Annotated in this window: 10 protein-coding genes and 1 pseudogene; 4 read left to right on the top strand and 7 right to left on the bottom strand. The window is 59.7% G+C overall.

Annotated elements, in window-relative coordinates; genetic code table 11:
- Nucleotides 1-124: 124 nt before the first annotated feature.
- The 3 genes and pseudogenes from FJ938_RS17450 to FJ938_RS17445 form a co-directional block, all read right to left on the bottom strand.
- Nucleotides 125-1,132, bottom strand: coding sequence for an alpha/beta hydrolase (locus tag FJ938_RS17450; protein ID WP_140695705.1), 1,008 nt, complete (start codon nucleotides 1,130-1,132; stop codon nucleotides 125-127).
- A 128-nt stretch (nucleotides 1,133-1,260) separates the two neighbouring features.
- Nucleotides 1,261-1,410: pseudogene (locus FJ938_RS29535) on the bottom strand (hypothetical protein); the annotation flags it as partial.
- A gap of 39 nt (nucleotides 1,411-1,449) precedes the next feature.
- On the bottom strand, nucleotides 1,450-2,814 hold the full coding sequence (locus tag FJ938_RS17445; protein ID WP_140695702.1) for an epoxide hydrolase family protein: 1,365 nt from the start codon (nucleotides 2,812-2,814) through the stop codon (nucleotides 1,450-1,452).
- Between the two features lie 161 nt (nucleotides 2,815-2,975).
- Between FJ938_RS17445 and FJ938_RS29695 the strand changes: the two genes are divergently transcribed.
- Nucleotides 2,976-3,158, top strand: a complete 183-nt coding sequence (locus FJ938_RS29695; RefSeq protein ID WP_140776144.1) for a hypothetical protein — start codon at nucleotides 2,976-2,978, stop codon at nucleotides 3,156-3,158.
- Between the two features lie 4 nt (nucleotides 3,159-3,162).
- On the opposite strand, the gene FJ938_RS17440 is transcribed toward FJ938_RS29695, so the two are convergent.
- The 4 genes from FJ938_RS17440 to FJ938_RS17425 all read right to left on the bottom strand — a co-directional run bounded on the left by FJ938_RS17440 (nucleotide 3,163) and on the right by FJ938_RS17425 (nucleotide 7,079).
- Nucleotides 3,163-5,361, bottom strand: coding sequence for a xanthine dehydrogenase family protein molybdopterin-binding subunit (locus FJ938_RS17440; protein WP_140613482.1), 2,199 nt, complete (start codon nucleotides 5,359-5,361; stop codon nucleotides 3,163-3,165).
- Nucleotides 5,362-5,374: 13 nt separating this feature from the next.
- Complete coding sequence (locus FJ938_RS17435) at nucleotides 5,375-5,830, bottom strand: (2Fe-2S)-binding protein (protein ID WP_140613481.1); 456 nt, start codon at nucleotides 5,828-5,830, stop codon at nucleotides 5,375-5,377.
- A gap of 195 nt (nucleotides 5,831-6,025) precedes the next feature.
- Nucleotides 6,026-6,685, bottom strand: a complete 660-nt coding sequence (locus FJ938_RS17430; protein WP_246671657.1) for a response regulator — start codon at nucleotides 6,683-6,685, stop codon at nucleotides 6,026-6,028.
- Between the two features lie 25 nt (nucleotides 6,686-6,710).
- Entirely contained in the window at nucleotides 6,711-7,079 is a 369-nt protein-coding gene (locus FJ938_RS17425; protein WP_140613480.1) for a response regulator, read from the bottom strand.
- Between the two features lie 804 nt (nucleotides 7,080-7,883).
- Here FJ938_RS17425 and FJ938_RS17420 point away from each other — a divergent pair.
- The 3 genes from FJ938_RS17420 to FJ938_RS17410 all read left to right on the top strand — a co-directional run.
- The gene (locus tag FJ938_RS17420; RefSeq protein WP_246673374.1) at nucleotides 7,884-8,246 is read left to right on the top strand and encodes a cytochrome c family protein; all 363 of its coding nucleotides are present in this window, start codon (nucleotides 7,884-7,886) and stop codon (nucleotides 8,244-8,246) included.
- Nucleotides 8,247-8,335: 89 nt separating this feature from the next.
- Nucleotides 8,336-8,794 (top strand): MaoC family dehydratase, encoded by a 459-nt coding sequence (locus FJ938_RS17415; RefSeq protein WP_140613479.1) that lies wholly within the window; start codon nucleotides 8,336-8,338, stop codon nucleotides 8,792-8,794.
- Nucleotides 8,795-9,242: 448 nt separating this feature from the next.
- The coding region (locus tag FJ938_RS17410; protein ID WP_140695699.1) for a serine/threonine-protein kinase PknK at nucleotides 9,243-13,438 on the top strand (4,196 nt) is incomplete at its 3' end.

The raw sequence follows: 13,438 nt of genomic DNA, 5'->3' as shown, positions 1-13,438 counted from the left end.
GAATGGTGCCGATTTCGCGGGCACTTCCCAACATCTCCGAGTATCCCGCCAACGTCCCCGTGCCGAACAGCAATCTGCTGCTCTCTGCGGCGTCCATCCATCGAGGCGGTCTGTTTTCCCAAAGTCACAAGCGACCGACGTCAATGACAGCCTCGGCGAAAGCCTGCGGTGCTTCCTGTGGCAGATTGTGTCCGATGCCACCCTTGATCGGGCGGTGCGAATACTTCCCGGTGAACATTTTGGCGTAAGCGCTGGCGTCCGGATGGGGAGCGCCATTTGCGTCGCCCTCGAGTGTGATCGTGGGAACGGTGATAACCGGCGCCCTCGCCAACCGCCGCTCCAACTCATCGTATTGCGGTTCGCCGTCAGCCAGGCCTAACCGCCAGCGATAGTTGTGAATCACTATTGGGACATGATCCGGATTGTCAAAGTTCCACCGCGGAGAAGCCGTCTGCCAGATCAGTCTCGCGAAATCGCGCCTGTATTTCTCATAGCCGGCGCGGCCACGATCGGTGGCAAAGTAGTACTGGTACCACCATTGCAGCTCTGCCTTGGGCGGCAAAGGCACCATGCCGAGTTGCTGATTGCCGATCAGGTAGCCACTCACTGAAACCATCGATTGGCAGCGCTCCGGCCAGAGCGCGGCAACGATGTTCGCGGTTCTCGCACCCCAGTCGCAGCCACCGATCGTGGCCTTTTCGATGCCAAGCGCGTCCATTAACGCGATCACATCAGCGGCGATTACCGACTGCTGCCCATTGCGCGCTGTCTCATTCGACCGGAAGCGTGTCGATCCGTGACCGCGCAGATAGGGCACGATCACCCGGTACCCTTTCGCAGCCAGCAGCGGCGCCACGTCGACATAAGTATGAATGTCGTAGGGCCAGCCGTGCAAGAGGAGGACCGCAGGCCCGTCGCGAGGGCCTGCTTCGGCGTATCCGACATTCAGCGGCCCGGCGTTGATCTGCTTCAGCGTTCCGAACGATGCTCTGGCTCCAGCCCCGACCGCAGGCGCCGCTGTTGCAGCTGTTGTCGCGGCAGATGTCACCTTGCCGAATTGAAGCATGGCGACCGAAAGCGCTGCCAAGCCAAAGAAGTAGCGGCGATGTTTGTTTATTGCGAACGGCTGCATTGGACACTCCCGTCACTGATGATTGCGGAACGGCCAGGACATGACTCCGAAGTGTACCGGTTTGGCGGAGGATCATGATCAAACAGACAGATAGGCCTCATTCCGGTTCTATCGGAATGGAACAGGCTCTAGCCGAATGTGAAGGCAAAGACCTCCACGCTGGGGCCGGAAAACTGGATTTCGAACTCTCGATCGGCGATCGGCGTCGGTTGACGGATCAATTGATACAGACGCTGTTCGGTGACCAGGCCCTGCCCTTGCCCACCGTCCCTGTCCGCCCCCTGAGAGGTGACTGGGGTGCAAGCACCCCATTCACTTCAGATTTCCTGGCGTAGCGGCCGGAAGGCTGTCCTCAACTCGTCACAGAAGACTTTCGGCTGTTCCCAGGCGGCAAAGTGCGTGCCCTTGGCAATCTTGTTGTAGTGGATAAGCTTGGGATAGGCCTGCTTCGCCCAGCTCTGCGGGACTTGATAGATTTCGTCGGCGAAAGCACTTACAGCGACCGGGATCTGGACGCCCCTTACATCGAAGAAGCCGCCTCCGTTCGAGACCTGTGTGGTGTCCCAGTAGAGACGCGCCGAGGAGATGGCAGTGTTTGTAAGCCAATAGAGCGTGACGTTGTCGAGGATGTCGTCGCGCGTCAGCCCTTCGGACTGACCGGCAAACACGCGGGCGATCAGTTTCTCGCTGGCGTCGTCGTGATCGATCATCCAAGCCGCGAGGCCGATCGGCGAGTCGGCGATGCTGTAGAGCGTCTGCGGGCGGTTGCCCATCTCGATCGCGTAGCCCAGTCCTTTGCCGTAGAAGAGGCTCAACTGGTCCCAGGCCTTGCGCTCCTCGGCCGTCAGATCGGCAGGCGGCGGCTCGTGGAACGCGAGCGCTTTCGAGATGTTTGCCGGAACAGTGGCCGCCATGTTGGTGTGGATACCGAGCAATCCCGGCGGCTGCTGCAGGGCCATCAGCTCCGTGACGGCGTTCCCCCAATCGCCGCCCTGCGCCACGTACTTCGTATAGCCAAGGCGTTGCATGAGCGTGGCCCAAGCCATGGCGATGCGCACTGGGTGCCAACCAGGCGCCGTCGGCTTGCCTGAAAAGCCATGCCCCGGAAGCGACGGGATTACCAGATCGAAGGCATCAGAGGCGGTCCCGCCATGGGCTGTCGGATTGGTGAGCGGATCGATGATCTTCAGTTGCTCGATGATGGACCCTGGCCAACCATGCGTGACGATCAGCGGCAGGGCACCTTCATGCTTCGACCGCACATGAATGAAGTGAATGTCGAGTCCATCGATCTCGGTCACGAACTGCGGCAGGTCGTTCAGCCGCGCCTCGATCTTTCGCCAATCGTGCTCTGTAGCCCAATAGCGCGCGAGTTGCTGCATCGTGGCGAGTTGCACGCCTTGCGATGTGTCTGAGACAGTCTCCTGGTCTGGCCACTTGTTTGCCTTGATCCGCCGGCGCAAATCGGTCAATTCCGCGTCCGAAAAATGTATATGAAACGGACGAATTGCATCCTTGCCGGCTGATTGCCCGGCGACCTTTGTTGCACTTGCCTGGGCCATACCCTTCTCCTTTTGAATTTGTGCGGCGTGAAGCGCTTTGGGGAATAGTCCCAAAGCAGCGGCGGCAGCCGCGGCGGCGACAACTTCGCGGCGAGTCGCCGGTAACGAAGTTACTGACATAACGTTCTCCTAGACATTCGATCTGTTCGGTACGGATATAACTGTCAGCGACGGGAAATCTATTACACGATGGTGTCGATGATACTTTCGAATGAGTCGATGAAACCGATGCAATGGAGCCTGATCACTAGCCCTTGTCTTTTCGATTTGCGTGGCAGCAAATGACCCGATCCGCCTGCCATGGCACATCGGAGGTCAATCCCGAGATCGACACTGCCGGCCATAGCCCGGAGGCGCAGATGCAAGCCTCCAAGCCGGGCGGAAGAATGGGATCGCTCGAAGTTCTTCTGGTCGTCGTTGCCGGCGATCGGACCAGATGGCGTGCAGAGACTTTCTGCCTGTAGGTGGTCAGGCCGGGAGCTTGAGAGCGCTGCTGTCGATCGGCATCTTTCGGAGGCGTTTTCCCGTGGCGGCAAAGATTGCGTTGGCCACGGCTGGGACGATCGCCGAGGTTCCGGTCTCGCCCATCCCGCCTGGCGCTTCGGTGCTGGGGATGATGTGAACTTCGACGGTCGGAGCTTCGTCTATGCGAAGAATTTCATATGTATCGAAGTTAGACTGTTCGACCCGGCCATTCTTCAGGGTTATCTCGCCATGAAATGCCGCCGTGATGCCAAACATGACTGCGCTCTGAATCTGTGCCTCGACCGTGTTGGGATTAACGACCATCCCGCAATCGACTGCGCAGACCACGCGCCTGACGCGAACCTTGCCGTCTTTCGAGACTTCGACCTCGGCAATCTGTGCGAGATAGCTGGCGAATGCATGCTGGACCGATGCGCCGCGACCGACACGTTCGGGTAGCTTCTCGCCCCAGCCGGCTTTTTCAGCAGCCAATTGCAGCACGGCCTTCGCGCGAGGCGTTTTGTCGAGAAGGGATAGCCGGTAAGCCACCGGGTCCTGCTTCGCGGCTGCGGCAAGCTCGTCCATGAAGCTCTCGGTCACGAACACATTGTGGGACGGTCCGACACTGCGCCAAAACGCGGTCTGAATGCCTGGCGGCTCCACCCGAACATATTCGACGTGCAAATTGGGTAGATCATAGACAAGATCTATCGCGCCCTCGGTGGTGTCGGAATCGAGCCCGTTCTTGAACACGGGAGGCGCCCATCTCGCGATCACCGAGGAACCAGCAAAACGGTTGCTCCAGGCGACCGGCATTCCTGCCTTGTCGAGACCGGCAGACAGCCGGTCGACGAACATTGGACGGTACATGTCGTGCTGAATGTCTTCCTCACGCGTCCATATGACCTTGATCGGTCCATCGACCTGTTTAGCGATCTCGACGGCACGAGCGACACCATCGACTTCGAGCCTACGACCGAAACCGCCGCCGATCAGGTGATTGTGTACGACGACCCGATCAAGCGGCAGACCCGCCACCTTCGCGGCGACAGCCTGAACGCGTCCTAGAACCTGGCTGCCCACCCAGATTTCGCAGCCATCCTTGTGCAGATGGACAGTGCAATTCATCGGCTCCATTGTCGCATGCGCGAGGAACGGTACCTGGTAGCCTGCTTCAACTTTGACGAGAGCGCCCGCCATCGCCGCATCGACGTCACCGACCGTCTGCGCAACGGTGCCCGGACCCAGTATCGCCTGCTCCAGCGCAGCGGCGACTGCTTCCGTGGTCAGGGCGGCGTTGGGTCCATCATCCCATTCGATCACCAGCGCATCGAGGCCCTTTTTCGCGGCACCCATGTGATCCGCCACAACGGCAACGGCATCCGCGAGCCGAACGATCTGTCGCACGCCGCTGACCGCCTTTGCCGCGGTATCGTTCACGCTCCTCACACGGCCGCCGAATACAGGCGATTGCGATAGCGTTACGATCTTCACGCCCGGCGGGCGGGCGTCGATGCCGAAGACCGCGGTTCCATTCACTTTGGCCGGCAGGTCAAGACGTTTGGCCGGTGTGCCGATGAGCTTGAACTCGTGCGGCAGCTTCAATGCAACGTTTTCTGGAATTGGCATTCGCGCCGCGTCGGTGCCGAGTTCGCCGAAGCCGAGACGTCGCCCTGTCGCGGCATGGATCACTTCACCACGCTCGGCATGGCAAGTCGCGGGATCGACATTCCAGCGCGTTGCCGCCGCCGAGATTAGCATTTGACGCGCGGCCGCGCCGGCCTGGCGAAGCGGCTTCCAGGCTCCTCGGATCGCATTCGAATTGCCGGTCGCCTGAACCCCGATGAGCGGGTTGGCGTAGAGCTTCTCATTGGGCGGCGCATGTTCCAGCCTCACCTGCCCCAATTCGACCTCCAGCTCTTCGGCGATGAGCATCGGAATCGACGTGTAGGTTCCCTGCCCCATTTCGACATAGGGCATCGTCAGCACGATCTGCCCATCGCTGCCGACGCGGATGAAGGCATTGGGGATGAACGTGCCGGCGTCGGCTGCCTCGGCCTCGCCGTTTGCCATTGGCAGGCCAAGACCGAGAACCAGGCCGCCTCCCGCAGCCGCGGCTACTTGCAAAAAGCCCCGCCGCGAGATGCCGTTTACCCTTGGTTGATGCCGAGGGGTAACTTGAGCTTCACCGTGACTGATCATGACTACCCTCCCCTCAACCTGCGGCGGCCTGTTTGATCGCATCGCGGATGCGAACATAAGTCCCACAGCGGCAGATGTTTCCTGACATCGCGTCATCGATGTCGCTGTCTGTCGGATGGGGGTTGCTGGCAAGCAACGCCGCCGCGGACATGATCTGTCCCGACTGGCAGTAACCGCACTGTGGCACTTCGAGGTCGAGCCAGGCCTGCTGTATCTTGGCGCCTGTCGCCGTCTTACCGACCGCTTCGATTGTCGTGATCGACGATTCGCCGATGCTGTCGATTGTGGTGATGCATGAGCGGAGTGGCTCGCCGTCGACATGCACGGTGCACGCACCACACAGCGCCTTGCCGCATCCGAATTTCGTGCCTGTCATTCCGAGCACGTCACGCAACACCCAAAGAAGCGGCGTGTCGTCATCGACATCGACGTTGTGCGTCTCACCGTTGACTTTGATGGCGAAGGGCATGGCTTCCTCCCTGGACCCTATAGTGGCGAGAGCGGCTCGCGCGTTGATGCGAGGATGCAGGAGCAGCACGCATGGATCGATTGTACGATGGTGTCGGCGATACCTTGGTATTGGGCGGTGTTTGTCAGCATGTCCGACCGCAGGAGGCTCCTAGGCCATCGTGTGAGCCACCCGCTTGGGCGCGGAAGAGACCTTCTAGTGCCCGATGTCGAGCTTGGCGGCGATATTGACAAGGTCGGCAAGGGAGTTGGCGTCCATCTTGCGCATGACCCGGCCCCGGTGCGCCTTTACGGTGATCTCGCTGATCCCGAGTTCGAAGGCGACCTGCTTGTTCAAAAGGCCAGTGACCACAAGCGCCATAACCTCCTGCTCACGGCGGCTGAGAGAGGCGTAATGGTCGCGCAGCGACTGCATCTCGGCACTGGCGGCAAGTGCAATTCGACTGCGGTCGATTGCCTGCTCGATTGCAGCCAACAGAACATCGTCAGAGAAGGGCTTTGTCAGAAACTCCACCGCTCCGGCTTTCATCGCCCGCACAGTCATCGGCACGTCACCATAGCCGGTGAGAAAGATAATCGGCATGTCCGCGCGCTCAACGGAAACCATTTTCTGCAAATCGAAACCATTGAGATCGGGAAGGTTTACGTCCAGGACCAGGCAATTCGGGACTGTCACCCGTGGGTGAGCGAGGAATTGCCGTGCGGACCCGAAAATTTCCGGCTGCCAGCCTGCCGAGCGGACTACCAGTTCCAGGGATTCGCGAACAGAAATGTCGTCGTCGACGATAAACACAATAGGCGTCTCTCCTGGCATGGATGCCGTTCCCCCTTCGTTTCGTGCGGTCTCCGAATGCATCGCAGCCATCCTCCAGTGATTGACCCTAGCGTAATGCCAAGTTCAGCGCGTGCTTAAGCTCTATATCGCTGAAAGGCTTGAACAGGCATTCCACCGCGCCCAGTCTTATAAGACGTTGGCGCACTGCATCATCTCTCTGGGCAGTGATGAAAACAATGGGAATGGATCGGCCGAGGCGCACCAGTTCCCGCAGCAATTCTGGGCCTGTCATGCCAGGCATACCGACGTCAAGGAGAAGGCAGCCGGCGGTTCCAATACCATCCGAGGCCAAAAACTCTTCCGCCGAAGAGAAAACTTTAGCGCCATAACCAAGCTCCTTGACAAGATCCGGCAAAGACTCGCGTATAGACTCGTCGTCATCGACAACGCACACAACCGGACGCCTAGCGTTCATGAATCTCCACCATTTTTTTGGTCCTGCTGACGAGGGCGCCCGTGGCGTCAGCGTCATCGGTCGTGATTTTGTTCTGGAAGGCCTCGCAAACAGCGAAACTGACCGCTCGGGCTATTCTTCGGTCGTGCGAAGTCGATGGCCCTGCTGACTGCTTCAAAGTGCCCTGCCCTTCAGTGCGACGGCGTCGGAATGGTTTAGGCTGCGGTTTGAAATCAAACTGACGGCCAAGACCCTGCGACCGTTCAATGGCTTCTCCAAGCATCAGACACACGGTGCCGGACCGGGCTGCAAGAGCGTAAGACGGACTGGCAAAAAACAGCGCGAGCAAGTCATGGCGCTGTCGGGCTCGCGGCCACCGAATTCGATCGCCATTGCCGTCCTCATCAGCTGCATGTGCGCCTGTGACAGTGCGCTGCTGCTCTGTCCGCGTCTATAGTCCCTTGGTGTCGGTTCTGGTTCTTTGCATGGTCGGCCAATCTGAACAGACACGAAGACGTCACGGATACCTTCCTGCAATGGATTTGCGGCGGCTCTTGGTCGATCTGTTTGCGCAGCCTTCCCAATCCCGATTTGAGCGCCCTGGCGACCAGCATCGGTCACGCAGCTGCTCTTCACCGAGAATCCAACTTGGCGGCAGGGGGGCGCGCATTGAGCGCGGTAAGATCAATTCAAAGGTACTGCATACACCTAAGTGTAATTGAATCCGTTCGCCGAACCTCAAACTATGTGGGTAGCCAAACCGTTCATCCAAAAAGGGAAGTCATGTCGGCAATCTCGTTATCACTAATGCGGGGCGAATTTGTCATGGCGCTTGCTGCGGGGCTGGTCCTGCTGCCGGCGATTGCCCGCGCCCAGGACGTCGAGGCGGGCAAAACTGTCTTCAAGAGATGCAGTGCCTGTCACAATGCGGAATCTGACAGCAACAAGATCGGCCCGACCCTCAAGGGGGTCGTCGGCCGGAACGCAGGTAGTCTGCCCGGCTTCAGTTTTTCCCAAAAGATGAAGGAAGCCGGAGCGAATGGGCTGGTTTGGAACGAGGCTGCGCTGGCCGAATTTCTGGCAAGCCCAAAGACCAAAGTCCCCGGCAACAGCATGACTTTCGCCGGGCTCAGAAATTCCGATGATGTAAAAAATGTAATCGCCTATCTGAAGAGCACGTCCCAATAACGGCTTGACGCGCGGGCCGACAAACTGATCCCCGTATGAAAAGCGGCCGGAACTCCCGGCGGATCGAATGTAACCATCGCGGGTAAATCATGCAGGAGCAGCTCTATCTTGATGACTTGGCCGTAGGCCGTCGGTTTGCCACCGGCACGCATCTCATCGATTCATCCCAGATCAAGCGGTTCGCCGCCGAATACGATCCGCAGCCGTTTCATCTCGATGAGGAGGCCGCGAACAACACCTTCTTCCATGGCCTCGCCGCCAGCGGCTGGCAAGTAGTTGCCATAACGATGCGGCTTATCGTCAGCAGCGGGCTTCCGATAGCAGGTGGCAACATCGGGGCGGGAGCTGAGATATCCTGGCCCAGGCCCACCCGACCGGGCGACGTTCTGCGGGCGACCGGGGAAATTGTCGACGTCCAGCCTTCGCGGTCAAAGCCCGACCGCGGCATGCTCACCTTGAAAATCGAGACGTTCAACCAGAAGGATGAGGTCGTTCAGGTAATGATTGTCAGGCAACTCGTCTTCCGGCGGCCGCCACAACCGGGCTAGGTATGGGTCCGCTGACGTCCACGACCGTCTCGGCTAACGTCCTGTGGTAGGTGTACACGATTCCACCCTTGGAGTGCGATGATGCGTTATATATCGGTCGACGTTGGATGCACGCGCGGGAACCTCCACGCGCCGGCGATTATCCCAGGTCGATCAGCCACGGTATTCAACGGGCTGGTGTCGCTTCCGAGACCTATTTTGCCGGCTTGGACAGCGTGAGCAATTGCGGACCTCGGCGCGCACATTGATCGATACGGCCTAATCTTCCCAGCCAAGATTCCGAGGGACGAAGAGACGCAAAGGATCGCGCAAATTCGTTGCTCTCGAGAGAGAGAGAGAGGCATATGGGGCGACCGGCAAAGCAACGGACGACTGGCATTTCCCCGGCAACGCGATACGATTTCTCCTGAGTGGCCTGGCTCCATCCGTGGCCGCCGGAGTTCGCGATATGGTGTCCGATCCACCCAGTGGCGCGCGTGCGGGTATCGGCTCTCAGGCCGTCTGGGAGGACGGCGAACGCGTTTTCCGCCGTGGCTGGCGACCGGATGAGAGCGGAAGGCAGCACGCTGTGCTGTTTGTGCAGCCCGCAACCGACCACCCTTCCCGTTCAAGCCTTGATCGTCTCGCCCATGAATACGAACTCAAGGATCAGCTCGACGAGACGTGGGCAGCGCGGCCATTGGACCTTGTGCACGGCGCCGGCCGCGTCGTGCTGGTACTCGAAGATGCAGGTGGCGAGCCACTCGACACGCTGCTTGGCGTCCCCATGGAGATGGGACATTTCCTGGGCCTCGCCATCGCAATCGCGACGGCGATTGGCAAGCTCCATCAGCGCAGTCTCGTCCACAAGGACATCAAGCCAGCCAATATTCTGGTCAACGCGCCGAGCAACGAGGTGCGGCTGACCGGGTTCGGCATCGCCTCTCGCCTATCGCGCGAGCGGCAGCCGCCTCACCCTCCGGAGACCATCGCCGGCACGCTCGCCTTTATGGCGCCAGAGCAGACGGGACGGATGAACCGGTCAATCGACTCCCGCAGCGACCTCTACGCACTCGGCGTCACGTTCTACCAAATGCTCACCGGCGTTTTGCCGTTTGCCGCTTCGGATCCTATGGAATGGGTCCACTGTCATCTGGCCAGGCGGCCGATGGCACCTACCGAACGGCTCAAAGAAATTCCAGGCGTCGTCTCGGCGATCGTCATGAAGCTGCTCGCGAAAAGGGCGGAAGACCGCTATCACACGGCCACCGGCCTCGAACGCGATCTTCGCCGCTGCCAGAGGGAATGGCAGGCACAGCGCCGGGCTAACGACTTTTCGCTTGGCGAACACGACACGCCCGACCGGCTGCTGATTCCAGAAAAACTCTACGGGCGGCGGCGCGAAGTGGAGACCCTGCTCGCTTCCTTTGATCGCGTCGTCAAAGGCGGCCCGCTGGAATTGGTCCTTGTGTCGGGCTATTCCGGTATCGGCAAGTCTTCAGTCGTCAATGAATTGCAGCCGGTGCTGGTACCACCACGCGGCCTTTTCGCTTCCGGCAAATTCGATCAGTACAACCGCAACATTCCTTACGCGACGTTGGCACAGGCCTTTCAAAGCCTCCTCCGGCCGCTGCTTGGCAAAAGCGAGGCCGACCTCGCGTCCTGGCGCGAGGCATTGCGGGCGGCACTCGGACCGAATGCAGGACTGATTGTCGATCTCGTCCCTGAAGTGAAGCTCATCATCGGAGAGCCACCACCGATCCCTGAGCTTCCGCCACAGGAAACGCAACGGCGTTTCCAGCTGGTGTTCCAACGATTCATCGAACTCTTCGCTCGGCCCGAGCATCCGTTGGCGCTTTTCCTGGATGACCTGCAATGGCTCGACGCGGCAACGCTCGATCTGTTGGAAGACCTGTTAAGTCGTGACCTGCGCAATCTCTTGCTTATTGGCGCCTACCGCGACAATGAAGTCACGGCATCACATCCTCTCATGGCTAAACTGGAGGCTATTCGGGCAACCGGCCGTGTTCAAAGCATCAGGCTCAATCCGCTGACGGTCGAAGATTTGGGAAGGCTTGTCGCCGACTCGCTTCATTGCACTGCGGAGCACGCCACCCCGCTCGCACAGCTGGTGCATGCGAAAACCGATGGCAATCCATTCTTCGTGATCCAATTCCTTCAGGCGCTGGCCGAGGAGGATCTTTTAGTCTTCGAACACGTGCAGGGGCGATGGTCCTGGAATCTCGCTGGCATCCACGCCAAACAATACACGGACAACGTTGTCGAGTTCCTGGCGCCACAGCTGACGCGACTACCGCTCGATACGCAGACCGCTTTGCGCCAGCTCGCTTGCCTGGGCAACACTGCTGATCTCGCAACGCTCTCGCTGGTTCTGCAGATGCCAGAGGAACAGGTGCATGCGACTCTGTGGGAGGGCCTGGGACAACAATTGATCGACCGTCTGGATCGTACCTACAAGTTCGTGCACGACCGTGTGCAGGAAGCCGCTTACGCATTGATCCCCGAGGAGCCGCGCTCCTTGGCGCATTTGCGAATAGGGCGACTGCTCGCGGCGCATATCCCCCCAGAACGGCAAGATGACGAAATCTTCACCATCGCCAGCCAGTTCGATCGAGCCGGGACATTGATCACTGATGAGGAGGAACGCGAGCAGGTCGCCGCATTCAACCTGATCGCGGGCAAGCGGGCCAAGGCGGCAAGCGCCGCCAGCGATGCGTTGCGGTATCTCGCGACCGGCCGGTCCTTGCTCGGGAACGACGGATGGACACGACAGTACAGGCTCGTCTTCGACCTTGAGCTTCATCTTGCGGAGTGCGAGTATCTTATCGGTCGGCTGGCGGACGCGGAGCAACGCCTCACAGCGCTGTCGAGGAAGGCGCAAAATGCCACCGACTCTGGCGCCGTCGTCCATCTGCAGGTCAATCTCTACATGGTGCTGGACCGAAGCGACGATGCCGTCGTCATCGGCCTTGCATATCTGAGGCAGCATCAACCTCGATGGTCGCTGCATCCGACATCCGAAGGGGTCAGGCAGGAGTGCAGTCGATTATGGCGGCGGATCGAAGCCCGCTCGATCGAGGCGTTGCTCGATCTGCCATTGATGAGCGATCCAGAGCAGCGGGCGACAATGAATGTGCTCACCGCGCTGATTGGGGCGGCGCAGTTCACTGACTTGAATCTCTTCCATCTCATCATCATTCGGATGGTGGCCCTCAGCCTTGAACACGGCAACATCGAAGGTTCGTGCCTCGCCTACGCTGTGCTTGGCAGCGTGCCAAGTTTCTATCCGGACCAATCCCAGGCCGGCTTTCGCGTCGGCAAAATGGCGCTGGATCTTGTCGAGAGACACGGGTTCGACCGTATCAGAGGTATGGCCTACTATGGATTTACCCTGTTCACGGCACACTGGACGCAGCCCCTGGCCACCTGCCAAGGATTGTTCCGACGCGCCTTCGAAGCCGCTCGCGATGTCGGGGATCTCACGATCGCGTCCTTCGCCCGCGTCGACTTGGTCACCAATCTTCTGGCAACTGGAGAGGCGCTTGACGCCGTAGAGCGAGAGGCAAAAAGCGCGCTCGCTTTCGTGCAAAGTGTAGGGTTCGGACTGATTGGCGATGTCATCGTGACGCAGCTTGGTCTTATTCGGACGCTGCGCGGACAAACCCCCAACCTAGGCTCGTTCGATGACGAGGAATTTCGCGAGAGCGACTTCGAGCAACATCTGGAAGGCGACGCCCGCCTGGCCATCGCGGCATCGCGGTACTGGATTCGAAAGCTGCAAGCCAAAGTCCATGCCGGCGACTACGCCGCCGCGGTGGAAGCTGCCTCGAAGTCAGCATCGCTGTTGTGGACGCTGCCAGCTCAACAGGAGCTGCCCGAATATCATTTCTATGCGGCTCTTGCTTGGGCAGGGCATTGTGACTCCACCGCAGCCGAGGAGCGGCACCAAGCATTGCAGGAGTTGAGGGCCCACAAGGGGCAAATCGCCGTATGGTCACAGAACGGGCCTGAGAATTTCGCTAATCGGGCAGCGCTGCTCGGCGCCGAATTGGCTCGACTCGAAGGACGAGAAGACGAAGCGATGCGACTTTACGAGCAAGCGGTACGCTTGGCACGGGAGCAAAGCTTTATTCACACGGAAGCGCTGGCCAACGAACTGGCCGCGCGATTCTGGGCTGCCCGCGGCTTCGAAACCGTTGCGCACGCGTATCTACGAGATGCCCGTTACGGCTATCTCCGCTGGGGCGCGGATGGAAAAGTGAGGCAACTCGAGCGGTTGTACCCTGATCTCAAGCATGAGCAGCCGACCCCCGCCCCTACGTCTACGATCACCGCACCCGTCGAGCATCTCGATCTCGCGACGGTCATCGAAGTCTCTCAGGCAATCTCGAGCGAGATGATCTTGGAAAAGCTGGTCGACAGGCTCATGCGCTTGGCTGTCGAGCACGCCGGCGCTGAGCGGGGCCTCCTGATTTCCCCCAACGGCGAGGAACTGCAGATCGATGCGGAAGCCACGGCGTACGGGAAGGACCTGGCCGTCCATGTAGGGCAACACCGTGCAAGCAACGCCGCCGCGCTACCAGAGTCACTTGTTCGCTACGCGATGCGCACACGGGATACGGTGATTCTCGACTATCCCTCTTC

Origin of the sequence: Mesorhizobium sp. B2-4-14 (assembly GCF_006442155.1) — a bacterium.
Lineage (GTDB): Bacteria > Pseudomonadota > Alphaproteobacteria > Rhizobiales > Rhizobiaceae > Mesorhizobium.
The sequence above is the reverse complement of the archived record's forward strand: the minus strand, read 5'-3'. Positions and strand labels throughout refer to the sequence as shown.